A 22456-nucleotide genomic window follows, 5' to 3' on the forward strand; every position below is an offset into this window, starting at 1 on the left:
GACGGTGTGTTCAACGCCGCCGCGCTCGCCGCGTACACGCCGAAGCTCGCCGACCGGATCGAGCACCATGTGCGGGCCGGGAACTTCCCCGTGGTAAGGTGACGTGTCGTCATGCCTGGCGGCATGACTGTGTGTTGGCTGGATTGGCCCTGACGGGCCAACAGGAACAGACAGGGCGGGGCCTGGCGGCCCCGCTGTCGCATGTCTGGGTGTCATGCCTGGCGGCATGACGGTGGGTTCGAGTTGGGACTTCCCTGCCCTGGCGGGCAGGGGTTGATGTGTGTCGGCGCCTTGCGGCGCCGTGATGTCGTAAGGGTTCGTTAGACAGTTATCCGGTTGGTCTCTCCCCTCTCTCGTGGTGGGCCTGGGCTGTGGGGCTTGGCCCTGACGGGCCAACAGAACGGTTTGAGGCGGGGCCTGGTGGCATGTCTGGATCCTTGTGGTGCCCCGCTGCCGCGGGGCCCATCCTCGTTGGTTTTCGGGGGCGTTGTCAGACCCGGCGTGTATGTTCCGGAAGTTGTTGGCCCGTCTGGAATGGCCCCGAATACCACTGGTGGGGCATGGAGGGGTGATGAGCTGTGCCCGTTAGTCAACATGTTGCCGCTCGGAGGATCATTACTGCCGCTCTGCGGGCCGGTGCCGCATGGATCAACCGGGTTGAGGAACCTCGTGCGTGGCGGGAGCTCTCCCGTATGCACGGGGTGCTCCTGTCGAGTCTGCCGGTGGGAGCCGGCCCTTCGACGCCTGCCGAGATGATCGACTTGCTGCCGGTGCGCCTGCGGGAATGGGTGCCTCTGGCCTGGGACGAACTGCCTTCGGTAATGGGGGATTTGGTTGTCCTGACGGACAACGGTGAGCTGACCGAGGAGGCCTTCGAGGCGGGAATGAACTATCTGGAGGCCCTGTACGGGGACGACGGATACTTCGATCTCGGTGGGGCGTGGCTTCCGGCGTGGGTTCGGCAGACGGCTGAGCAGACGGAGCGGGCTATTTTTCGGCACATCCGCTCTGGCGGGCAGGCCGACTATGTGGCGGCGCGGACCATGCTGGCCGAGGTGCCGTATGGCACGGAGCGGGCGTTGGTCGAGGAGTACTCGCGCCGTGGTGCGGCGCGGATGGATGTGTATCAGCCTGTTCCCTCCGACCGGGTGTGGGTGGGGGCGTCGTCGTGGTTGTGGCCGTGTCCGCAGTGCCGGTATCCGATGGTGCTGCGTGGTGGGCAGTTGCGGTGTGAGTATCCGCCGCATCAGAGCCGGTTCGGTCTTGTCGCGGGCAGTGGTGAGCGGGGTGGGCCGCCCGTACTGACTGGTGGGCGGGGCCGGTTGGCGGCTGCGGAGCCGGCGGAGGGCCTGTTGTGCCTGGACTGGGGGGTGTGGCCGTACATCACTTGTCCCGGGCTGAGTGAGGTGGGCCTGATGCAGTGGCTGGAGAAGCAGGACGGGGTGCGGGTCGAGCGCTGGGAGAACCTGGACGAGTGGGATGTCGGGGTCTACCTGGCGGACGGCCATCGCTGGCGGGTGGACGTCAAGGACCACCAGGACGCGCAGACGATCATCGACCGGCCGCCTGCCGGGGAGACGGTGGTTGTCCCCAACTACCGGCGCAGCCAGGTCAGTCAGTTGCAGGCCGGGCTTGCTGCGCTGCGTACGGCTGAGGGGCAGCGCTACAGCGTGTTCACGGTCAACCGTTTCAAGGCGGCCGTGACGAAGCGGCTGAAGGGGGTGGGCACATGACGTCACCGAAGAACGCAAGGTACTCCGTCAGTGTGCCGCTGACGCTGCGTGCGGCGATTATGCTGGCCGCGCGGGTGTTCCTCAACCGGGCGTTGCAGGAGCAGGCGGCGTGGCGGCGTGTGGTGGATCTTGCTGATGCGCACTTCCTGGCCACGGGGCAGATGCATCTGTGGGATGGCTGGCCTGCTCTGGCTGTGCGGGATCAGGTGCGGATCACGCGGATGCTGCGGCAGCGGCCGGCGGTGCTTGCCTCCCGGGCGGTGTTCGTCACGGAGACGGCAGCAGTCCTGGACAATGGCGAGGCGGTCGAGTTCGCCCCGGCTGATGGGGAGGAGCAGGTGCTGGTCCTGCCCGTCGGCGATGAGGAGGCCCTCATCGATGCGTTGCTGGACGAGCTCGAGGACAATGCGGCCAAGGGGCAGTTGCTGCCCAAGCCTGCGCCGCCCGGCTCTTACGTCAGCGACCTGCGGATCAGGGATGCGCTCAGCCCGTCGGGCCGGGTGGTGGATGTCTTCTACGACGTCGACTACCAGGGGCCTGCTGCTGCCAGCGTGGTGCAGGAGCTGGGCGATGCCCCGGTCGCGGACGAGGTGGTGATCCCCTTCGCTGACCTGGACGAGATCGCGGGCCGGCTTGATGGGCTGCGTGGGCAGGACTACCGGCGCAAGGCGGTCGCGGACATCAGGCGGCATGCGCGCGGCCGCGACGGCCTTGAGGTGGGCGAGCTCCTGCGGGTTCAGGCCGGGCCGCTGCGGGTCTTCCACGCCCCCACCGGCATGGGCAAGAACGTCCTGAGTGAACTCGTCGCGGTGTGGGGCGCCGGGACGGGCCGGGTGATCTCGCTGGTCGTTCCGCAGAACGCGCAGGTCCTGGCTACGGTGTACCGGCTGCAGCAGGACCTGGACGATCTGAAGATCTCCGCGAAGGTCACGCCGGTCGTCTCCCCCGCCTCGATGCAGGAGCTGGCCGAGCAGACGGCCAGCAACCCGCAGGACGACGCGGACTTCCGGACCTGGGTGTACCGGGAGCTGTCCTACAGCTGTGCTCTGACCGGGCACGCCACCACCTCCTCCGTTGCGGTGAATGCCTGGACGCCGGGCCAGGAGCCGTGCGACCAGCTCAAGCCCAACGGGCCAAAAGCGGACAAGGCCCTGGCGTGCCCGTGGCGCGGCGGCTGCGGGAAGTTCCGCCACCACCGGGCTGCGGCGTCGGCGGACATCCTCGTCACCAACCATGCGAACTTCCTCACCAGGCACATCCACGCACCGGTGGCGGGCCGGCCCGCTCCGGGACGGCGCATGACCACCGAGCAGCTGCTGCTGCACCGCAGCCATCTGGTGATCATCGACGAGGCCGATGCGCTGCAGGCGCAGGCGTTCGACCGGGTGGCCCGTCAGGTGCTGCTGGCCCAGGACGGTGCGGAGCACACTCCGGTACGTGATCTCGACAGCCAGTTCCGGCGGCACTGCCACCTGCTGCCGATGAGTCTCGAACAGTTTTTGCGGCCGCTGATCAACCACCTGGTGTGGCTGGCCGAGTCTTATGTGTCCCATCTCGTCGGCGGGGTCATCCATCCCGACCGAGAGCGGCGCAGCATGGTCGTGCCGCGTCGCTGGGACGGGATGTTCGCTTCCCGGATCTTCCGGCTGGAGGCGGGTGAGCGGCCCACGGCGCAGCAGATGCAGGCGGTCAACCAGCTCTACAAGCGGGAGGGGCCGCTGGAGTTCGCTGATGAGGTCGAGGGGCTGGCGGAGCTGAGGGAGCTGCTGTGCTCGGTCACGGACCTGGCCGGCGGGTCGGACCGGCTCACCCACGCCACGCTGAAGCGCATCGGGGAAGCGTTCTCGGCGATCACCGGTGAGACGGACGAGAAGCGGCTGTCCTCCCTGGCGCTGCTGGCGGCCCGGCGGGCGTATCTGGAGGAGATGCGCAGCATCCTGCACCGCATCGTCGGGGTCGCGGCGCCGCTGCAAGGGGCGGGGATCTCCGCCAGCAACGGTCTCGTGGACGCGCTGGCCTCGCACGTACCGTGGCGGGCTGCCCCGTGCGGCCCTTTGGGGCGGGCGCTGTTCGCGTTCTCCGAGACGTTCGACCTGGCCGACCGGCACCAGACGGCGCTGCGGCTGAAATCGTATGTCGGCGACCCGCACGCCCACCTGGCGTATTTGGGTGAGGTGACCGCGCTCGCCCACACCGGCACCCGCCGGGCGGTGATCGGGATGTCCGCGACGGCGTTCATCCCGTACGCGCCGCGTCATCACCTCCTGCCGGAGCCGTCCTGGTATGTGCCGGACGACGTCAACGGAAGCCTCACCGTCGAGCTGCAGACCGGCCAGGACGACGGGGCGGGCATCGTGGTGTCGGGCACCGAGGGGGCCAGCCGGGAGCGCGCCTATACGGCCATGGGGCGCAGTGTCGGCCAGGACCTTCCCGCGCAACTCGATGCGGTGGCCGCCGACCCTGCTACCGCGCACCGGGCGTATGCGCTGCTCGCACCGACCGCCTACAACGCCGGTCCGGCGCTCGCGCGCGGCATGATCTCCGTAGGGGTCGCGGCGTCGGAGATCTGCGTGGCGGTGCGGCCGCAGGACATGGCTGCGCTGGAGCGGATGCCGCCCGGCTGGGTGCCCATCCCCAGCAACCGGCTCGAGCAGTTCCCCCATGCCGTGGGCCGCGGCCGGTGCCGGTACCTGATCGCCCCCATGGCCCGGGTCGAGCGCGGCCTGAACATCGTCGACCGCGACGGGCGGTCCCTGCTGCATGTGGCCTGCCTGGTCAACCGGCCCGTCCCGGTGATGGAAGACCCCCGGTGCTGCTGTCCCTGGTCAACTCCCTCGCCTACCGCCAGCGCCAGCCCGGCCCCGATCCCGCGGCAGAGCTGGAGCGGCTACGGATCGCCGCGGGCCAGACCTTCGACGACATCCGCAGCGGCCAGGGCTACTTCAAGTCGCTGGGCGAGGACGTCAAACTCGCCGTCGTCGCGGAGATCCTGACCCGGCTGATCCAGCTGGGCGGGCGCACCCGCCGCCCCGGGTCCCCGCCGCGGCGGGGATCCGGGGCGGCTGCGGCTGCTGGACGCCGCGTTCACCCACACCGCCGCCCACTCCACCCTGCCCGCCCTCCTTGGGCAGCTGCGCGGGAAATGGCAGGACGAGGACCACATGCCGCTGATCGACGCCATCTACCGCACCACCATGACCGACGCCCTGCTGGGACTGACGGAGCACTCCCCCACCGGATCCGAGGACGAGGAAGAGGAGACCTACGAGTGGTGAGTGACGAGCGCGGCCGCCTGTTCACCCTGTCCTTCCCGCTGGATGACCGGCTGCTGGGCGCGGTCCATGCCTATCCGCAGGATGAGACGTTCGCGCCCGCCTGGCGGCGGCTGCCCAGGCCCCGCGGTAAGGACGCTGTGCAGCCGATCGCGTCCCTGCAGACGGCGGCGCGCGCCGTGACCGGTGAGCGGCTGATGTTCACCAACCCCGACCGGCCTGCCAGGACCGGCCCATGGGCCGGGCGAAGCGTGATCGTCACACCCGGGCCGCTGGACGAAGCTGTGGTGCGCACGGTGATGCGGGAGTGGGAGACGCGGCTGGACGGGCATGACGGCCACGACACGCTGGCCGCTCTGCTGCAGCTGTCCGACGACGGGCCCCAGCCGCTCAGTTCACTGCTGCACCGCGACGCCACGGGGCGGATCACCGGACCCCGCTGGGCGTTTCGGGTGGCCGGGTGGCGGCTGGCGGGCATGCTGGCCGCCCAGCCGCTCCCGGTCGACGAGAACCTGCCTGCGCTGCGGTTCCACCTCGACACGGAGGGCGACCTGCTGGCCTGGCAGGCCCCGCTGGTCCCCGAACGGACGTGGATCGACGAGGAGAGCGGCAAACGCCGGCGCATCGCCGGCTACGCCATGGAACGCATCCACATCGAGGTCGAAGCCGCCCCGGGCGGAAAGACGCTGATCGCGCATCTGTCGGCGCGGATCTCGCGCGTCGCCACCCACTACAAGGGCATCCGCAACGTCCTGCTGCGCCATCCCGTCAACCCGGACATCATCCTCAAGGCCCCGATCACCACCCGGTGGGGGAAGGGGCCGGAGGGGTTCATGCAGCCCAAGGAGGTCCGCTACCGCGGGGCGACGGCACAGATCGTCGAGGCCTGCGGTGTCGGCCGTCTGCCCGAGCCGCCCCTGACGGGGCTGGACGAACTGACAGAGGTGCGCGGCGTGCACCGCACGGGCAAGCACCCGATCGACAAGGGCGCCGGGGCGATGTTCCACGCCCGGCTCGAAGAACATGCCGGGCAGGTCTTCGGTCAGGAGCCCGTCGTCTACGCCGGAACCTCCATCAAGGTCACCAAGCCGGGCGGGAGCCTTCCGCCCTACGTGCCGGCCGACAGGATGGCTGGCGCCATGACAGTTGCCCGCCTCGATACGGTGCGCACCGTCGTGCTGTACGAGTCGGCCGAGTGGCGTACGCGGGTGATGGGGCAGCTGGCCCGCGACTACGCGCGGCCCGAACTGGCCGATCTGCCCGATGAGCAGCCGGTGGTGCTGGCGCCCGGGTACGAGCTCGTGGCGGTGCGGCTGCCCGAGCTCGTCCGCCACGGCAGCCACGACCGCAGCCTGATCCTGAACACGCTGCCCTGGTTCAAGCCCGGTGCCGGGCGGGCGCTGGTTACCGCCCTGTGCGAGACGCGCTACCCCACCGAGCAGGAGAAAGAGGCCGGGGTGACGGACGCCAAGCATGCGCTCAAAGTGCTCTTCGCCGAGCGGGGCATCCCCTCGCAGTTCATCACCATGGACTCCGACGCCGGCGATCCCTACCGGCTGAACACCCCCGAGAAGGTCGCGCGGGCCAGGGCCCGCAACGCGGGTCTGCCGGAGCCGGACGTCGCCTACAAGGACGACCATGCGGTGCAGATCGCGCTCGGCAGCCTGCACTGCGACTCCGGCATCATCGACAACCGTCTGGCCGCCACCGCCTTCCACCGCAACGCACGTGACACCGCCCTGGATCGGGAAGCCGTGGCGGTGGGACTGTGGACCCGCTACCACCGCTTCGACGAGCGACCCGGCCGCCCCCGCAGACCGGCCGTACTGGCCATCACGCTGGTCGCCATGAGGATCCCGCTCGGCGAGGACGCCTACTGGCCCACTCTGATGTACAGCGAGCAGGGCTGGCTCCCGCTGGCCCAGGCCCGGGCCCTGCACCATGCCGGCCCCATCGGTAAGAAGGGGCATCACCTGCGGGAGGACCACGGGGGCCCGGACAACGTACGCGCCTCTGTGGAGCGGGCGCTGGCTGCGCTCGGTGACCGGTATCCGATCATCGTCTCGCCGAGGAGCGTGAGCGGATCTGGCCCGGCCTGTGCAACGACCGGCTCGGGGACGGCGCTGTTCCCGGGCAGAGCCTGATGGCGCAGGGACGGGATATCGCGGTCGTCAGGGTGGGCAACGGGCAGGGCACACCTCAGCCGTCACGGCGTACCGGCGGGGTGGGCAAGCTGCCGGCCAACCCATTGCAGCCGGTCATGCCGGAGAAGATCCTCTACCGGCACGATCACGGCGGTGTGGTGTCCTGGCTGTTTTCCGGGCAGTCCCGCCAGCACGCCGGAGGCCAGCGCACCGGCACCCAGTACACGCGCCGCACCCTGCCCGGCGGGCAACTGGCCCAGATGGGCGCCCCGTTCCATGCCATGACCCGTACCGAGTACGTCGTCGCCCACCGCGGCGGGTGGCGCGAGGAACAGCTGGCCGGTCTTGCCGCGCGGCTCTCGGAGCAGGCCGCCATGTGGGACGGGCGCACCAACCTGCCCGCACCGCTGCACCTGGCGAAGAGCGCTGATGAGAAGCACCCGGGCTTCGGCGACCAGGAAGGGCTGAGCGAGTAGGCGCGGTGACGGTGGGCGCGGCGGCTTCGAGACTCGGCGCTGGCGCAGCTGATGGGCGGTTGGCTGCTGCCGTGCCTCGTCCGGACTCAGGGCTGGCGGGGCCGGTGTGCTGTGCCGCTTGACCTCACTGATCATGGTCCGAACAGGCCCGCCCAACTGGGTCGTGTGGCTGGTTACTTGGAGTAGGTCTGTTTCCAGCGCGCTCGGTGGCGGGCTTGTCCCTGTCCCCGTCCGTTGACTTCGGCCAAGGACAGCAGCGGTGTCCCGTTGTTCCACAGACCGAAGAAGTCACGGTGCAGGGTAAGGATGTTGTGCTTGACCGCAAATGCCTCGGCCTGGGGGCTGAAGCGTGTGGTGGCGACGAAGATGGCCACGTCCGCAGCGAAGTGCACCTTGGCCCCCAGCAGATCGCGTACTTCGCGGCTGGCGATCGTACGGTGCGGTGCGTACCGCTTGCACTGGATCACCATGGTCCGGCCATCGGGCAGCTGGCCAAGCACGTCGGCTCCATTGTCCCCGGCGCCGCCCACTCGGCGTACCTCTGTACAACCGTCACGGCGGCATAACTCGGCGACCACTTCCTCGAACTCGGTGCCGGACATCGTGTCGATGGCAGCCAGCGTCCGCTGTCCTGCTGCGATGTCCTCCTGTCGCCTCCAGGCGGTGTCCCTGCTTCGCAGCAGCCGGTCGGTACGCCAGAGGCGCCACACCATCCAGCCGATTCCCGCGGCAGCAAGCAGGGTGCCGAGATAGAGCAACAGCATGGGCCGCAGCAGACCTAACAGGACCAGCGCAGCGAGGACGTCTGCTGCTGTGTTCCGGGCGATGTGCCGTCTGCGCACCGCCCTTCCCCGACGTTTAGCCACCATTTCTGCCCCCTGTTGCACCGGCCGGGATGAATTCCTCCCTGCTGTGCAGTGTGGTCAAGCCGAGCGGCCCCGCCAGGGCGCAGTCAGGCCACTGGCCTGAAGCCTCCCGCCCCGTGCCGGCTGGCGCGAGGAGCAGCCGGTCGGTCTGACCGCGCGGATCTCGCCGGAGGGAAGTGACTCGATGACACCTCCCGGCCCGGGCTGAAGCGCCAAGCCGACAGGCATCGTGCCTGACCGCCCACGTACGTGATCGGCCGGACACGTCCTTGTGGTGGCTGTGCCGGCCCGGATTGGGTGCATTCCGGCCTAAGAGCCCCTGGGAGGGGTCGACGACTTGCCAAAGAAATGTGTCCGGATGTGGTGATGAGAGTGTCTCCGGTCGACTGAGAGGTGGTGTCCCACCCGTTTCGACCAGGAGCACCAGATGGCTGAAGCGATGCAAGGCGGCGATCGCCCCGCATCCCCCGAGCTAGTAGCAGGGCCGCCGGCCCGCGCGGGACAGCTCACCACCACCGAGGACATGGCCTCGACAGACATTCCGGGAGGTCTCTCCGACACGGCGCGCGCACAGCTGGCTGCGGCCCTAGAGCACAGTGGGCTCCACATCGCACGGATGGCCAAGAAGGCCGGCCGGGCGAGGGCGGAGGACATGTGGCAGAAGCTCCTCATCAGCTTCGAGAGGACGCTGCAGAGCCAGGGCCCGGTGGAGCACCTCGAGTCTTACCTCAACCGCTGCGTCACGAACGAGCTGAGCAAGCTGCGCGCCACGATCGAGGTTCTGGTCGGCGAGGAGAAGCTGGAGATCCTGCGGGCGAAGAGTGTGAGCGACCCGCAGCTCGACGGCATCCTGTCCTACAACCACGAACTGATCGAGACGGTGCAGGGAATCCGCGATTCCGGTGTGCTGTCCAAGCGCGAAGCCGACGTCTACGTTCTCGCCCAGGTGCTCGGGGAGGAGAACGCCGTCGTCGCGGAATGGCTGGAGCCGCCCACCACCACCGCAGCGGTCGCCACGCTGAAGTGGAAGGCCATGCGCAAGGTCAGGAAAGCCTGGCGTGAGGGCAAGTTCCGGCACCTCGGCTTTCCCCCGCCCCGCGAGGGGGGCGACTAGAGCGCCCCGCTCCCGTACGGGCCCACCGGGCAGGGCCCGTACGGGGGCGGGGGGAGCTAGCCACTCCTCTGGGGGCCACAAGGTGGTGGCCCCGCGCTTCGGAAAGGAATGACGCCGCCCCCGGCCTGCGCCAACAGATGCGGGGGCGGCCCCAAGACCGGCCCGATCCCTACGGGGGTAGGAGCGGGCCAGTCAGAACTAGGAGTCTGACGTGCCTCTTATCGCAATCATGATCGCGCTCGGCGTCCTGCTGATCGCGCTGTTCGCCATCGGATGGAACACCGTGCTGCCGCGGGTGCTCCGGCGCTACACGCCGGCCCCCGCTGTCCGGCTGCCCCGGCTCGTCCTTGCCCCGGACGCCGATGAGTCGGAGCGTACTGGCCTGCCGGGGCAGGTCGCCCGGCTGTAGGGACTTCGTGCGCGCCAGGCACGAGGTCGTAGCGAAGGGCCCCCGGGTGATCGGGGGCCCTTCGGCTCAATGAGCAGGTGCCGGCCCCACCGGACCTGCATCCGCTGGGCTTCGTGTGAGGCCCCGAGTCCAAGGAAGACATGAACGGCTTGATCTCCGACCTGGTCGCTATGGGCGCGCCGATGAAGGTCGTACTGCCGCTGCTGCTCTTCACGATACTGATCGTGCTCATCCGTACGCTCGCGGCCGCCATCGCCACCGTGGTCAAAGCCATGCAGCCCGGTGAGTCCGCAGATGCCGTGACGATGCAGGCGAACCGCATCCGCTACCGGCAGTGGAAAGCGCAGCGCCGCGACTGGAACCGGCGTGCCCGCGCCTCCCGACGGGCTCTCATCCGGGCGGGGTTGAGGGCCTGGTACCACCGCCGCCGTACCGCCCGCTACGTTGACGGGCAGATCGTGCTGCCCGCTCTCGTACTGCCGCCCGAGGTGCCTGCATCGCTGAGTGCCTCCGCCAACTCCACTCCTGCGTCGCAGCACGGGACCGTGCAGTCCTGACGCCACCGCGGCTCGACCTCGTGGGCATGATGAGGTACGGCAGCCAGTCGGGCACGTGCTACATCTGCAGGCCGAGTTCGGCCAAGGCAGCCTGCCGCTGTGGGCTGAGGCCGGGACGACGTCGGCGCAGGTTGTTCAGCCACTGGCCCAGGCGCACTGAGTCGCCTTCGATCTCCTCGATATGGCGCTGGGGGACGTTGAGATGGCCTTCGCGTGCGCGGAAGGCCCGTGCGGCGGCCAGTCCGCGCTGGAAGGCGCGCTCGCGCGCCGGCAGGTGGCTCTCCACCGGTAGGGAGGAGGATGTGTCGGGTAGTTCGACGAGCCCCAACTCCTGGAGCAGCGACTTCTGTTCAGGGTGTAGGCGGTCGGAACGGGCGCGCTGGGTCTCAAGCCAGCTCTCTGCCTCGGCGGCCGTCTTGTTGGCTGCCAGGTTCTGACGGGCAGCGTGGTAGGCCCGTTGCCAGGTGATCGGCCAGGGTGGATTCCACCACCGGTCCAGGGCCGCGAGCGCGGTGGCGCGCTGGTGGTTGAGGGTCTCGGCGCGGGTGCGCTGGGTGGCCAGCCAGCGTCCGAGGGGGAAGCCGTCGTGGACCTCGTCGACGGGTACGGCGAGGTGGCCGTGGCGGGCGGCGTAGGCGGCGGCGTGGGCCAGGGCGCGGTCGAAGGCCTGCTGGCGGGGGTCCCAGATGATGCCGAGGCGTTCGAGGGCATGCACGCGTACAGCGTCGAGCGTGCCCTTGGTGTGCAGGTGGCGTTGCCAGGTCAGCCAGCGCCCCAGGGGATAGCCGGCGGGGTCCTCGTAGGTCTGGGGGACGTCGAGGTGGTGGTGGGTGTGGCGGAAGCGGCGGGCCGCGGCCAGGCCGCGGCGCCATTCGGCGCTCTTGGGGGCCAGGACACGCAGGGAAAGGGCGAGGGCGATTTCGTCGGCCTGGGTCGGGCGGTCGAAACGCAGCCAGGCTTCGGGGTCCTCGGAGGGCATGGTGGGACGGTGGGTGCGCGGGTCGGACAGTCGGGCTTCGAGGCGGTCGTCGTGTGCGCGCAGAGCCTGGATGGTGCGCCAGAGCGGGGTGTAGGCGTCGGCGCCGAGGAGGTCGTCGGGGTCTTCGTCCGGGGTGAGGTAGACGGGGACGACGAGGGTGGCCTTCTTGCCGGCGCCGGGTTGCTGGCGCAGGGCGCGGCCGACGGCCTGGACGGTGTCGACGGGGCTGTTCTTGGGGTCGACGAAGACCACCGCGTCGATGTCGGGGACGTCGATGCCCTCCCCCAGCACGCGGGCGTTGGACAGGACGGCCGGGGTGTCGGGGCTGGTGTGGGAGGTGAATTCGAGCAGGAGGCGGCGGCGGATCTGCGGGGTGTGGTGGCCGCTGACCCAGTCCGCCCACAGTCCCTGGGTGCGCAGGGGGGCGGGAAGGGCGGCGGCCGTCTCGGTCAGGGTGGTGGCGAAGGCGCGGGCGTCGGCGACGCGGTGGTGGAAGGTCAGGATGCGGCGCAGTTTGTGGTCGTGGATGGCGCGCAGCGCGGCGACCTGACGGCCAGCCAGATGCAGTCCATCGACACCTGCGTCGGCTCCGGTGGCCAGCCAGTCGCGCAGGTCGGTGTCGGTGACGACGGGGACGAGGATCTGGTAGTCGGCGAGCAGGCCGAGATCGATGGCGTCGGAGAGGTTGAGGTGGTAGGCGACGGGGCCGAAGAGGGTCTCGTCGTCCATGGAGGCCGCCGTCTCTGCTCCGTCGCCGTCCGGGGCGTCGTCGGCATCCCAGATGCGGGGGGTGGCGGTCAGGTAGAGCCGGCGGGCGGCGGGCACCTGGTCGTCGTGGTGGACGGCGGCCCAGGCCTTGCCCAGGCGGCCCGCGGTGCGGTGGGCCTCGTCGACGACCACCAGGTCCCATGGGGGCAGGCGGTGGTCGCGGTGGGCGGCGATGACGGCGGGCAGGGAGGCGTAGGTGGCGTAGACGGTGTCCGGGCCGGGGCCGAGCTGCCTGTGCAGAGCGGCCAGTTCGGCGGGGTCGGTGGTGAGGGGGATGTCGGCGCCGAAGGGTTCGTGGTCGAGGGCCTGGCGGGCGGAGCATACGGCGATGGCTGCTCCCTTGCGGCCGGCCAGGCGCCAGGAGCGGATCGTCTGGGACAGCAGGTCCAGTGTCGGCAGCAGCACCAGAACCCGTCCGTGCGGGGCGATGCGGGCGGTGGTGCGGGCGGCGATGAGAGTCTTGCCGGTGCCACACGCGGCGATCACGCTCGCGCGGGGGTGGCTGCCGAGGACGCGGGTGGCCGCTGTGACGGCTTCCCTTTGGTGGGGGCGCAGTTCGAGGGCTGGGTTGACCATGAGGGGGTGCCGCTCCGGGGCATGAGACTGGTGAGGCGGTCATGGATGCTGCGGGGAGACTGCTCGGCGGTGTGGGCGGTGGTTTTGCAGGCGGTGTGGGCGGTTCAGCTTGCCGATGCCACGCGGAGGGCGCGGCTGAGCAGGATGGGGTTGCCCAGGTGGCGGCGTAGTTCTCTTTCCAGGCCGGCGACCGGCACCAGGTTTTGCGGGGCCCGGGTGTCTTTGTACTCGATGCTGGCGTACCGCGGCAGGAGGGCCTGGGAGAGGTTGGCCAGCTCGGTCGCCGCGGCCGCGGGGATGTCGGCGGCGCATTCCAGTCGCACGATCCCGGCCCATGGGGCACCGGGGGTGCATGGGAGTCGCAGGTACCAGGCGTGGCGGTCCCAGGAGGTACCCATCAAGAACACCGGGCTGCGTTCGCCGGGGGCGAGGGTGGCGATCATGGCGTGCAGGTCGGGTGGCAGGTAGGCGGTGCGGTGGGACTTGATGAATCCCAGGGCGCGCGGCAGGTGGGTGCGGCCGCGCAGGGGGCCGTCTACGACCAGGAGGTCCGAGCCGTCGGGGACGCCGTGGCCGGTCAGGGCGGTACGGGCGTAGGTGGCAACGAGGACCTCGAGCTCGGTGAGTTGGCGTTGGAGTGCCGTGGACAGGAGCACGGCGAGGTTCTGGTCCTGGTCGTCGGGGGTGATGGTGGCCTTGTAGGTTCCGGCGGTGGTGGGCACGTCGGCGGCGTTGGTGGCGGTGGTGAACAGGCCTCGTTGGTAGTCGATGGTCAGCAGGTGTGCGCCGCGGTCGGGGCAGCAGCAGACGGTGCCTGCCGCGTAGGAGGCGCACAGGGCCATCTGGGCGTCCCGGACGGTGTTGCCGGTGCTCGTGGCCGGTGCGGCGGATGGGGGTTGTTCGATCCAGATGCGGGCTTCGACGCGGCGGACGCCGTCGACGAACAGGACGGCGCCTGGTGCCGACACTTGGGAGGGTGAGATGGGCTTCCAGTCGGCCGGGGCGAGTTCGATGTGGGGGGTGACCTTGGCGGTGGAGTCGGCAATGTTGTATTCGGCGTTCTCGACGCTGGAGCCGTAGGTGGGGTCCCAGCCGTCGACGTGGAACCTCATCCGGGAGGCCTGTGCTGCGATGGTCATGTGCCCTGCCGGATGATGGTGGAGGTGCGGGTGTCGCGCTGGACGTGGAACTGCACCGGGATCTGTTCGGCGAGTGCGGTGACGTGGGTGATCACTCCGACCATCCGCTCTCCCTGGGCGAGGTTTTCCAGGGTGTCGGCGACGGTCTGGAGCGAATCGGCGTCGAGGGTGCCGAACCCTTCGTCGAGGAAGATGGACTCCAGCTTCGTGGCGCCGCCCAGGCCGGCCAGTTGGTCGGAGAGAGCCAGGGCAAGGGCCAGGCTGGCCTGGAAGGTTTCGCCGCCGGACAGGGTGCGCACCGAGCGCGCGGAATCGGCGTCGAAGTGGTCGATGACGTAGAACTCGCCCTTTTGGTGGCTGAGGTCGAAGCGGTCGCCAGATAGTTGGCGCAGTGACTGGGAGGCACCGGCGACCAGGGTGTCGAGGGCGGAGTTGGCGAGCCACTGGGGGAACCTGTTGGATCGCATCAGCCGGGCCAGTTCGGCGGCCACCTGCTGCTTGGCGCGGGCAGCCTCGATCCTTTCTTGTATCGAGGCGGCGTCGGCACGGCTGCGTTGGATCGTCTCGACCTGGCCGCGTGCGCGTTCGGCGGTGACCGCGACGATCCGCGGGGCCTGGGCGGCACGCCCTGGGCCGTCGCCCAGTGCTTGGGGATCCAGGTCGCTGTCGCGCAGGAGTGTCTCCAGGCGGTCCAGCAGCTGATCGGCTTCGGCGTGGGCGCTCTGCGCGTCGGATTTGGCGCGCGCGGTGGCAGCCTGCCGGTCGCTGACCGACCGGCTGGCCCAGCCACTCAGGGTGGACCAGGCGGTGGCGAGGTCGTCAGTGTCGAGACTCGGTGGGTTCAGCGCCGCCACCGTATCCCGGGTGGTGGTCAACACGGATCGGGCTTTCGCGGTGCGGTCTTGCCACTGTTCCTGCTCGGCCGCCGCTGTTTTGGCGGTCGCCCGTGTATTACCGGCGTTGGCGGTGGCTGTCGTAACGGCCGTCTCGAGACGGCCGCATTCCTCGAACAGGGCCGTCAGTTCGTCTTCCGGCGTCGCTTGGTCCAGGAGCGTGTCGAGTTCGCTCAGGCGGCCGATCAGGTTCGTCTTTTCAAGGTCGGCGGTTGCGGCGTCCCGGGCGGCTGCGGTGTGGGCGGTCTGGGCGTCGGCCTGTGCACGGTCGGCTGCCTCTCGCGCAAGGGTCGCGTCCGTGTGTGCCTTTTCGGCGTCGGTGGTTTCGGCTGCGGCGGCGTCGAGATCGCGTTCTGCGGTGGCGGTCTGGGTGCGGGCCCAGGTATCCAGGCCGGCCCAGTTGGCGGTCAGATCGTCGGTGTCGGCTGCGGGCGGATCCAGGGCGGCCACCGTGCCCAGCATCGAGTGCAGGGCGTTGCGGGCCCGGTCGAGTTCTCGCTGCAGCGCGGCCACGGCCGACGTGGCGGAATCGTGCGCGGTTTGGGCCGTCTGCAGCGCGTCGCGGGCCTGGCGCTCATCAGCGGTCAACTGGTCGCGGGATGCGGTGAGTTCGTCAAGTTGGGCGCGGTCGGCGGTGCAGTCGCGGTTGCTACCGGCGGGGCGGTCGGGCAGCAGCGTGCTCAGCCTCGTGTCGAGCAGGGAGCGCTGGGTGGTGAGTTGGTCGACGGTCCGCTGTTTGGCGGCGGCTTGCGTTTTGGCGTCCTCGTGTTGGGCCAGCAGGTCACGGTGCTCTTCTGCGGCCGCGGCCCGCGCCTCCTCGGCTGCGTCCAGCGCGGGGTCGGACAGTGGCGGCGGGAGGGTGGTGACGTTCTGCTCGCAGACCGGGCAGTCGTGGCCTACCTGAAGATGGGGGCGCAACTGGGCGGCACCGGCGAGGGCTTGGGCCTGTTCGAGCGCGGAGATGGCCGTGTTCAGGCGCGCCTGTGCACCGGCTTTCGCCTGTGCGGTCCGGCTGGTCGTCTCGGCGAAGTCGTTCAGTTCGCTGGCGGCGTCAGTGAGTGCGCCGATGACGTCGATGAGTTGGTCGAGGGTCTGGTGCGCGTCCGTGAGGCGGCTGCCATCGCCGACAACGGCCAGTGCATGGACAGCCTGCTCGTGCCGGTCCCGGGCCGCCGTCAGCTGCCCGGCGGTGGCTTCCGCCTTGTCGGCATGGGCGGCCGCGCGGCTGGTCAGGTCGGTGACTCCGACCGGGGTGCGGACGGCAGCGAGCAGTTGTCGGCGACGCTGCAGCTTCTCATGCGTCTGCCGGACGTGGTCGCGGCGCTCACGGGTCTCCTCGGCGACACGGCGTGCCTCGTCGACGGCGTCCTTCGCCGCCTTCAGCTGTTCTTCGCGCTGCGTCACCTGCTCCTGGGCGCGCTCCGCATCGGCGATGGCGCCGTCTCGGCGCCCCATCAGGGTTGACTTCTCGGTGTACCGCTCGCGGGTGCGGGTCAGGTCGGTGCGCTGGGGGCCGGACTGGGCCTCTTTGGTGGCGTCGGAGAGGGTCTGGGCGGCCGCGTCGGCTTCGTCACGGGCCTGCCGGGCCGCTGCGTGCGCCTGGGTGGCCTGACGTTGCAGCTCTTCGATGCCGTCGGGGGTGCGGATGGAGGTCAGTTGAGTGGCCTCGCCGCGCAGCATGTCGGCTCGGGCGTCGGCCTCAACTGCGCGGGCGTGTGCTGTGGTGATCTGAGGCACGAGTTGGTCGACGGTGACGGCCAGGTGTTCAAGCGTCTCGACACGCGCCTGTGCGGCGGCCTCGGCTTCGGGGGTGGCGTCAGCGTGCCGGCTCAGCTGGTCGTTGAGGATCTCGACCTCGTTGGCCGCCTGGTCGGCCTGGGCGCTGGCGCGTTTGCCGATGCCTTCGTACTCGGCGGCGCCGAGGAGTTTGAGGAGGATCTGCTGCCGTGCGCTGGCGTTGGCGGACAGGAAGCGGGCGAAGTCGCCCTGGGGCAGGACCACGCACTGGCAGAAGTCGTCGAAGGACAGGCCGAGCAACTTCTCGATGGTGGGGTTGAGTTCCTTGATTTCCCCGGCCAGCACTTCGGGCTGCGGCCCGTCGGCCTCGACCACGGTGGCGGTGGGGTCGGCGAACTGCACCAGGCTGACGGACTTCTGCTGAATCTGTTGGCCGATGCGGCGGACCTCGCGGGCGACCTGGTAGCGCTGCGAGCCGACGTCGAAGGTGAGCGAGACCGTGCACCGGTTGCTCGTGGGGGCAAGCGCGTAGGCGATGGCGTTGCTGCGCCCCCATCGGTAGGCCGAGCCGTACAGGGCGAATGTCAGCGCGTCGAGGATGGTGGACTTGCCTGAGCCGGTGGGGCCGACGAGGGCGAAGTAGTCGGTGTCGGTGAAGTCGACCACGGTGGGTGCGCGGAAGCCGGCGAAGCCGTTGAGCTCCAGGCGAACGGGACGCATCTGTGGGATTCCTTTGAGCGGGTGTCGGCAGGCCTTTGGTGTCAGGGACGGGGCGTCGAGCGGGTCAAGTCATCGTGGAGCTGGTTGAACAGATCAGTGACCCGGTCGTCGCTGACGCCGACGCTGTCGCAGTAGTCGGCGAACAGCTGCGCAGGCGTCCTGACCGGCTGGTGGACGCCGATCCCTGCGGTAGCGCCGGTACTCGCATGGTCGGGGTGGATCAGGATCTGCAGGGCGTCGGGGAGGGCTTCGTAGAGGTCGTCGCGCATGCCGGCGTAGCCGGGCTGGGTGACCACCAGCCGGAGGTAGTCCTCGCCGTAGCTGGCGGGGTCGGCGGTGAGCTGGGCGACGGTTCCCTCGATGGTGCGCAGCCTGCGGCCGGCAGTGACGGGAATGTCGGTGATGTGTGCGGGGGTGCCGGGGGACGCCTCGACGAGACAGACGACGTGAGTGTTGTTCTGCTCGCCGAAGTCGATGGCGTAGGGAGAGCCGCTGTAGTGCACCGGGCAGGCTGCCGGGATTTCCTGCCGGCGGTGCAGGTGTCCCAGGGCTACGTAGTGTGCCTCGACGGGGAAGATCGCGGCAGGCACGTGGTATTCCATGATCGATTGGGCGGGTCGCTCACCTCCACCGAAGGTGCCGCCTGTGCACGTCAAATGGGCCATGATGATGTTGATGGCGTTCGGGGCGAACGTTCCTGTCAGGTTGTCGAGGACGTCACGGACGAGCTGGTCGTAGGCGCCGACGTTCTGCGATGGGGTGTTGGCGATGATCTCGGCGGCGCGGACGGCGTAGCGCTGGGAGAGGAACGGCAGGACGGCGACGTTGACCTGCTCGTTGGTGGACTTGGCGTGGAAGGTGTGCACGCCGCCCTTCGTGGCTGGTCTGGCCTGGCCGTAGACGTGGATGCCGACGACGTCCATCAGCGGCTTGTAGGCCTCGAACGTGGCGCCGTGGTCGTGGTTGCCGGCGATGACGACGACCTCGATGTTCTGCCTGGCGAGGTGGAGCAGGGTGCGTACGACGAGTTTCTGGGCGTCCGCGGTCGGTGCGGCGTTTTCGTAGATGTCGCCGGCTATGAGGACGGCATCGACGTCGTTGTCGATGGCGATCTGTGTGATTTCCCGCAGGACGCGCGCCTGCTCGTCGAGCCGGCTGCGGCGCTTGAGTGTTTTGCCGATGTGCCAGTCGGAGGTGTGAAGGAACTTCACGGGGCGGGTCCTTTTCGGGTGGCTGAGGCAGAGCAGCGTGTCGCGTCAGTGGGCCGCGGAGTGCGGTGGCGGTCGTCAGAAGGGCGGCTCGTCGATGGCGCCGTCGTCGGTGTCGTAGGGCCACGGATCGTTCTCGGGCCTGGGCAGCCTGTTGAACGGGTCCGGTCGGGCTGCGCCGCCGGTGGTCTGGCCCGCTGTGGAGGTGCTGGTGGTGAAGGTGGGGTCTGCGACTTCGGAGAGCCGGGTGGCCCAGGCAGGGAAGGGGAATTCGACGGCCAGCGGCACCGGGATCTCCGGTTGGGAGATGAACATGGTGCCGGGCCTGGCGAGCGTGGCGCGCTGGCGCTGCGAGGGGGGCAGGAAGCCGTACTCGGGTCGGCCAGCCTCGGCGGCGTCGAGCCGGCCGACGATCTTGATCGAGGAGTTGGAGACGATGCGCCGTTCCACCTCGGAGGCGGTCTGCTGGGCGCCGATGAGGATGATGCCGAGCGAGCGGCCGCGTTCGGCGATGTCCAGCAGGACGTCCTTGATCGGGGAAGAGCCCTCGCGAGGCGCGTATTTGTTGAGTTCGTCGACCATGGTGAACAGCAGTCCGCCCGGGCCGGCTTGCTCCTTGCGGGCGGTCTCCGCGGCCAGCACGACACCGACAACGAACCGCTGGGCCCGTTCCGGCAGGTTGTGCAGGTCCACCACGGTGACCTGCTGCTGCGAGGTGTCGATGGAGTGTGAAACGGGGTGGTCGGTGACCGTGCTCAGGTCGCCGCGCAGCAGGGGCCCGAGCGGCCGCTGGGACGATCGCAGCCGTCGCACGAACGCGTTCACCGTGCCCAGGCCGATGGCCGGGCCCGCCCAGTCCGCGCGGGTGAGGTCGTCGGTGACCTTGTCGCAGATGAAGTCGACCAGGTCGGGCCAGGTGCGGAGGATGGTTCCGTCGATGGTGACCGCGCCGTCGTTGCCGGCGGGCTGGGACTCGCGGCGCAGTCGGCTGGTGACCTGGTGCACGACGATCGTGTATTGGTTCTTCTCGTCCTCGACGTCGGCGAACACATACGGCAGCAGCTCGCGTTGGCAGAACTCGGCCAGGGTCCACCAGAAGGCGGTGACGCCGCTGGTCCTGCCGGTGACGTGGGGGCGGCCGGTGGTGTCACTGGGCAGCGGCGGGGCGTAGAAGCCGGCCGAGGCGAAGGGGCTGGCGGGCAGGCGGAGTTGGGCGTACTGGGCTCGCAGGCTCTCGTCGAGACGAGTGTTGGGCTGGTCGACGAACAGCAGGTCCTCGCCCTTGACCGAGAAGATCAGGGCCTTGGCGTTGACAGCACGGGCGCCAAGGGCGCCCGAGGTGAACAGCGAGTGCATCAAGAACAGTGCGAAGCTGGTCTTGGTTGCCACTCCTGAGATGCCCGAGATCGATACGTGGGCGCCGCGGGTGCCGTCGAGGAACTCGAGGTTGAGGTAGATCGGTTCGCCGTCACGGCCGATGCCGGCGGGGATGCGTGCGTCCATCCGGTCGAAGTACAGCGCGGCGTCCCGGGCCATGCCCGCGGCCCGGACGGCGACCTCGCCGGGGCGTGGTGGGACATAGCACTCGGGGTCGACGCGGGTGGTGGTGACCTCGGCGATTTCCTGCACCGTCGCCGGCAGGATTCCGTCGGCGATGAGGAAGACATCCGAGCCGAACGCGGCGCCCTCGTGGCGGGCGACGACCTCGGTCACCACACCGGAGGTCACGATCATGCCTCGCCCGGGGATCTCTCGGCGAGTGCTGACCACGTCGTCGAGCTGCAGATAGGCGTCTGGAGACAGCGCCACATGGAACTTCAGCGGAGTGGAGTCCTCGGTGCCGGCCACCTTCCCCACCTCGTCCTCGGCGCCGCTGGCGAGGAGGCCTGCAGACGACTGCCAACCGGGCACAGCGGCGGAAACACGGCCGAACGCGGTGCTGGCGGCGCCGGGGGGCTCAGAGTCGTTGTCGGTCATCAACTGTTCCCTGTGTCGTTCTTGCCGAGCCAGGCACCGCCGACTGGTGGTGGGAAACGGTTGTCGGGGCTGAACTAGCTGGCGGTCTTGTGAGTACAGACCGTAGCTAATGGGATGCCTGCCGCGGGAGGTTTTGCTGATAGCCGAGGGAAATCGGGGCAGGCCGGAGCGCCTGGACAGGAAGCCATTCGGTGCCTGTCGGAGCCCCTTGTGTCCTGTGGTCGTACGGCAGGGCGGCATCGAAGACGGTGCCGGCCCTCGACGTAGGGCATCGGAAATGGCGCAAAAGACTTGAGCTCGAGCTGGTGCGCGGAGGTGCCCCTCAGAGTATGACCGCCAGTTGCAGCGCATCCTCGCTGGTCCCGGACTTCTGGGGCGTTCAGATGGCGGCCTGCCCGGCCTATGCCATGAATCGCTCGAGCCTGCCGAAGACACGTCTCAGGAGACGGGGTGGGGGTTGGCCGCGAGCCAGTCCTGAAGCTCGCGGTGGCGGAACTGGTAGGCGGTGCCCGAGATCCGCAGGAGTCCGGCGTCGTAGGCCCAGTCCATGAAGGCGGCTAGGAGCCGTCCGGTCGATCATGTGACTGTGGTCGGCCTTGGTCGTTGGTCTGGGCATGGGGCGGGGTGATCTGACGGATGCGGAGTGGGAACGGCTACGGCCGTTCCTGCCGGTCAGCAACCGACGTTGTGGCCGGTGGCGGGACCACCGGCAGGTGATCGACGGGATCCTGCACCGGGTACGGACCGGTGGGCACTGGCGTGACCTTCCCGAGCGGTTCGGGCCCTGGAAGACGGTCTACGAGCACCACCGGCTGTGGTCGGCCGACGGGACCTGGGAGCGTCTGCTCCAGCGTGTCCAGGCCGAAGCGGACGCGGCCGGCGACATCGACTGGGACATCGCGGTCGACTCCACGGTCGTGAGGGCCCATCAGCACGCGGCCGGTGCCCGTACCGGTCCGCCCCCGGCCCTTGCGCCAAAAGGGGATGGGCCAGGAGAACACCAGGACGAGACACCATGGCAGAGCCTCACCGCCCGCCTGGCGGAAGTGCTGGAGGAGGCGAGGGCCTGGGGCGCTCACGCGGCGACTTCACCACCAAGGTCCATCTGAGTGCGGACGGCCGGCGCCGCCCGCTGTCTCTCCTGGTCACCGCCGGACAGCGGGCGGACTGCACCCAGTTCGAACCCGTCCTGGAGAAGATCCGCGTCCCGCGGACCGGCCCCGGACGTCCCCGCAGGACGCCCGACAGCCTGGCTGCCGACAAGGCCTACAGCAACGGGCCGTGCCGCGACTACCTCCGCAGGCGCGGCATCCGGCACACGATCCCGGAGAAGACCGACAGCCGGGCCGCCCGTCTGCGCAAGGGCTCACGCGGAGGGCGGCCACCCGGCTTCGACGAGGAGCGCTACAAGAAGCGCAACACCGTCGAACGGGCCATCAACAAGCTCAAACACGCCCGAGCCGTCGCCACCCGATACGACAAGCGCGGCTACGTCTACCTAGTGCCGCATCAGGCAACGTTCGCCCTCGTTACGATCGCGCGTAGGCGTTCGTCAGCGGCGTGTCTGTTCCGCCAGATGATGTAGCGGCGGATCATGCTGCCCTGCTCTTTGTGGCTGGGGTGGTCGGTGCCGTCGAGGGCGAAGTAGCGCAGGGCGGTGAACTGGGCCTCGATCCGGTTGAGCCAGGAGCTGTTGGTCGGGGTGTAAGCGATCTCGACGTTGTTCACCGCGGCCCAGGTGGCGACCCGCCGGCACCGCTTCGTGGTCAGGTGCGGGGAGTAGAAGCCCCTATGTTTCGTCAAGCCGCAGAAGGTGCCTGGTTGGTAGCCCGGGGCTGGATGTGCCGGTAGAGCTCGCGGGCGACGTACCGCTTGAGGCATCGGATGA

At 69.3% G+C, this 22456-nt stretch carries 14 protein-coding genes and 2 pseudogenes; 9 read left to right on the top strand and 7 right to left on the bottom strand.

Annotated elements, in window-relative coordinates:
* From AB0D49_RS41290 to AB0D49_RS41310, 5 genes and pseudogenes are all read left to right on the top strand, one after another.
* Positions 1 to 109 (top strand): annotated as a pseudogene (locus AB0D49_RS41290) (arginase family protein); the annotation flags it as partial.
* Between the two features lie 469 nt (positions 110 to 578).
* Positions 579 to 1733: a hypothetical protein gene (locus AB0D49_RS41295; RefSeq protein WP_362769277.1), complete on the top strand. Its 1155-nt coding sequence runs from the start codon at positions 579 to 581 to the stop codon at positions 1731 to 1733.
* Entirely contained in the window at positions 1730 to 4726 is a 2997-nt protein-coding gene (locus AB0D49_RS41300) for a hypothetical protein (RefSeq protein WP_362769280.1), read from the top strand. The genes AB0D49_RS41295 and AB0D49_RS41300 overlap by 4 nt, the downstream gene beginning before the upstream one ends.
* 278 nt (positions 4727 to 5004) lie before the next feature.
* Entirely contained in the window at positions 5005 to 7149 is a 2145-nt protein-coding gene (locus AB0D49_RS41305) for a DUF3962 domain-containing protein (protein WP_362769283.1), read from the top strand.
* Positions 7101 to 7625 (top strand): RNaseH domain-containing protein, encoded by a 525-nt coding sequence (locus tag AB0D49_RS41310; RefSeq protein ID WP_362769315.1) that lies wholly within the window; start codon positions 7101 to 7103, stop codon positions 7623 to 7625. Before AB0D49_RS41305 ends, AB0D49_RS41310 begins: the two co-directional genes overlap by 49 nt.
* A gap of 173 nt (positions 7626 to 7798) precedes the next feature.
* Here the strand turns inward: AB0D49_RS41310 and AB0D49_RS41315 are convergent, their stop codons facing one another.
* Positions 7799 to 8389, bottom strand: a complete 591-nt coding sequence (locus AB0D49_RS41315; RefSeq protein WP_362769286.1) for a restriction endonuclease — start codon at positions 8387 to 8389, stop codon at positions 7799 to 7801.
* A gap of 529 nt (positions 8390 to 8918) precedes the next feature.
* On the opposite strand from AB0D49_RS41315, the gene AB0D49_RS41320 reads away from it, so the two are divergent.
* From AB0D49_RS41320 to AB0D49_RS41330, 3 genes are all read left to right on the top strand, one after another.
* Positions 8919 to 9605, top strand: a complete 687-nt coding sequence (locus AB0D49_RS41320) for a hypothetical protein (RefSeq protein ID WP_362769289.1) — start codon at positions 8919 to 8921, stop codon at positions 9603 to 9605.
* A gap of 211 nt (positions 9606 to 9816) precedes the next feature.
* Entirely contained in the window at positions 9817 to 10014 is a 198-nt protein-coding gene (locus AB0D49_RS41325) for a hypothetical protein (RefSeq protein WP_362769292.1), read from the top strand.
* A 140-nt stretch (positions 10015 to 10154) separates the two neighbouring features.
* A complete protein-coding gene (locus AB0D49_RS41330; RefSeq protein WP_362769295.1) occupies positions 10155 to 10571 on the top strand; it encodes a hypothetical protein in 417 nt (138 codons plus the stop codon).
* Between the two features lie 58 nt (positions 10572 to 10629).
* On the opposite strand, the gene AB0D49_RS41335 is transcribed toward AB0D49_RS41330, so the two are convergent.
* The 5 genes from AB0D49_RS41335 to AB0D49_RS41355 form a co-directional block, all read right to left on the bottom strand.
* Positions 10630 to 12894, bottom strand: a complete 2265-nt coding sequence (locus tag AB0D49_RS41335) for a Helicase associated domain protein (protein WP_362769298.1) — start codon at positions 12892 to 12894, stop codon at positions 10630 to 10632.
* A 104-nt stretch (positions 12895 to 12998) separates the two neighbouring features.
* Positions 12999 to 14006, bottom strand: a complete 1008-nt coding sequence (locus AB0D49_RS41340; RefSeq protein WP_362769301.1) for a hypothetical protein — start codon at positions 14004 to 14006, stop codon at positions 12999 to 13001.
* A 23-nt stretch (positions 14007 to 14029) separates the two neighbouring features.
* On the bottom strand, positions 14030 to 17383 hold the full coding sequence (locus AB0D49_RS41345; protein ID WP_362769304.1) for an SMC family ATPase: 3354 nt from the start codon (positions 17381 to 17383) through the stop codon (positions 14030 to 14032).
* A 41-nt stretch (positions 17384 to 17424) separates the two neighbouring features.
* Positions 17425 to 18594 (bottom strand): exonuclease SbcCD subunit D, encoded by a 1170-nt coding sequence (locus AB0D49_RS41350; protein WP_362769307.1) that lies wholly within the window; start codon positions 18592 to 18594, stop codon positions 17425 to 17427.
* A 75-nt stretch (positions 18595 to 18669) separates the two neighbouring features.
* The gene (locus AB0D49_RS41355) at positions 18670 to 20568 is read right to left on the bottom strand and encodes an ATP-binding protein (RefSeq protein WP_362769310.1); all 1899 of its coding nucleotides are present in this window, start codon (positions 20566 to 20568) and stop codon (positions 18670 to 18672) included.
* Between the two features lie 614 nt (positions 20569 to 21182).
* Here AB0D49_RS41355 and AB0D49_RS41360 point away from each other — a divergent pair.
* A protein-coding gene (locus tag AB0D49_RS41360; protein ID WP_362769312.1) for an IS5 family transposase occupies positions 21183 to 22153 on the top strand; the annotation gives its coding sequence in 2 pieces (ribosomal slippage) (positions 21183 to 21558 and positions 21558 to 22153; 972 coding nt in all).
* Here the strand turns inward: AB0D49_RS41360 and AB0D49_RS41365 are convergent.
* Positions 22078 to 22350: pseudogene (locus AB0D49_RS41365) on the bottom strand (transposase); the annotation flags it as partial. The gene AB0D49_RS41360 and the pseudogene AB0D49_RS41365 overlap by 76 nt on opposite strands.
* Positions 22351 to 22456: the final 106 nt, after the last annotated feature.

Origin of the sequence: Streptomyces sp. NPDC048290, assembly GCF_040652095.1 — a bacterium.
Classification (GTDB): Bacteria; Actinomycetota; Actinomycetes; order Streptomycetales; family Streptomycetaceae; genus Streptomyces.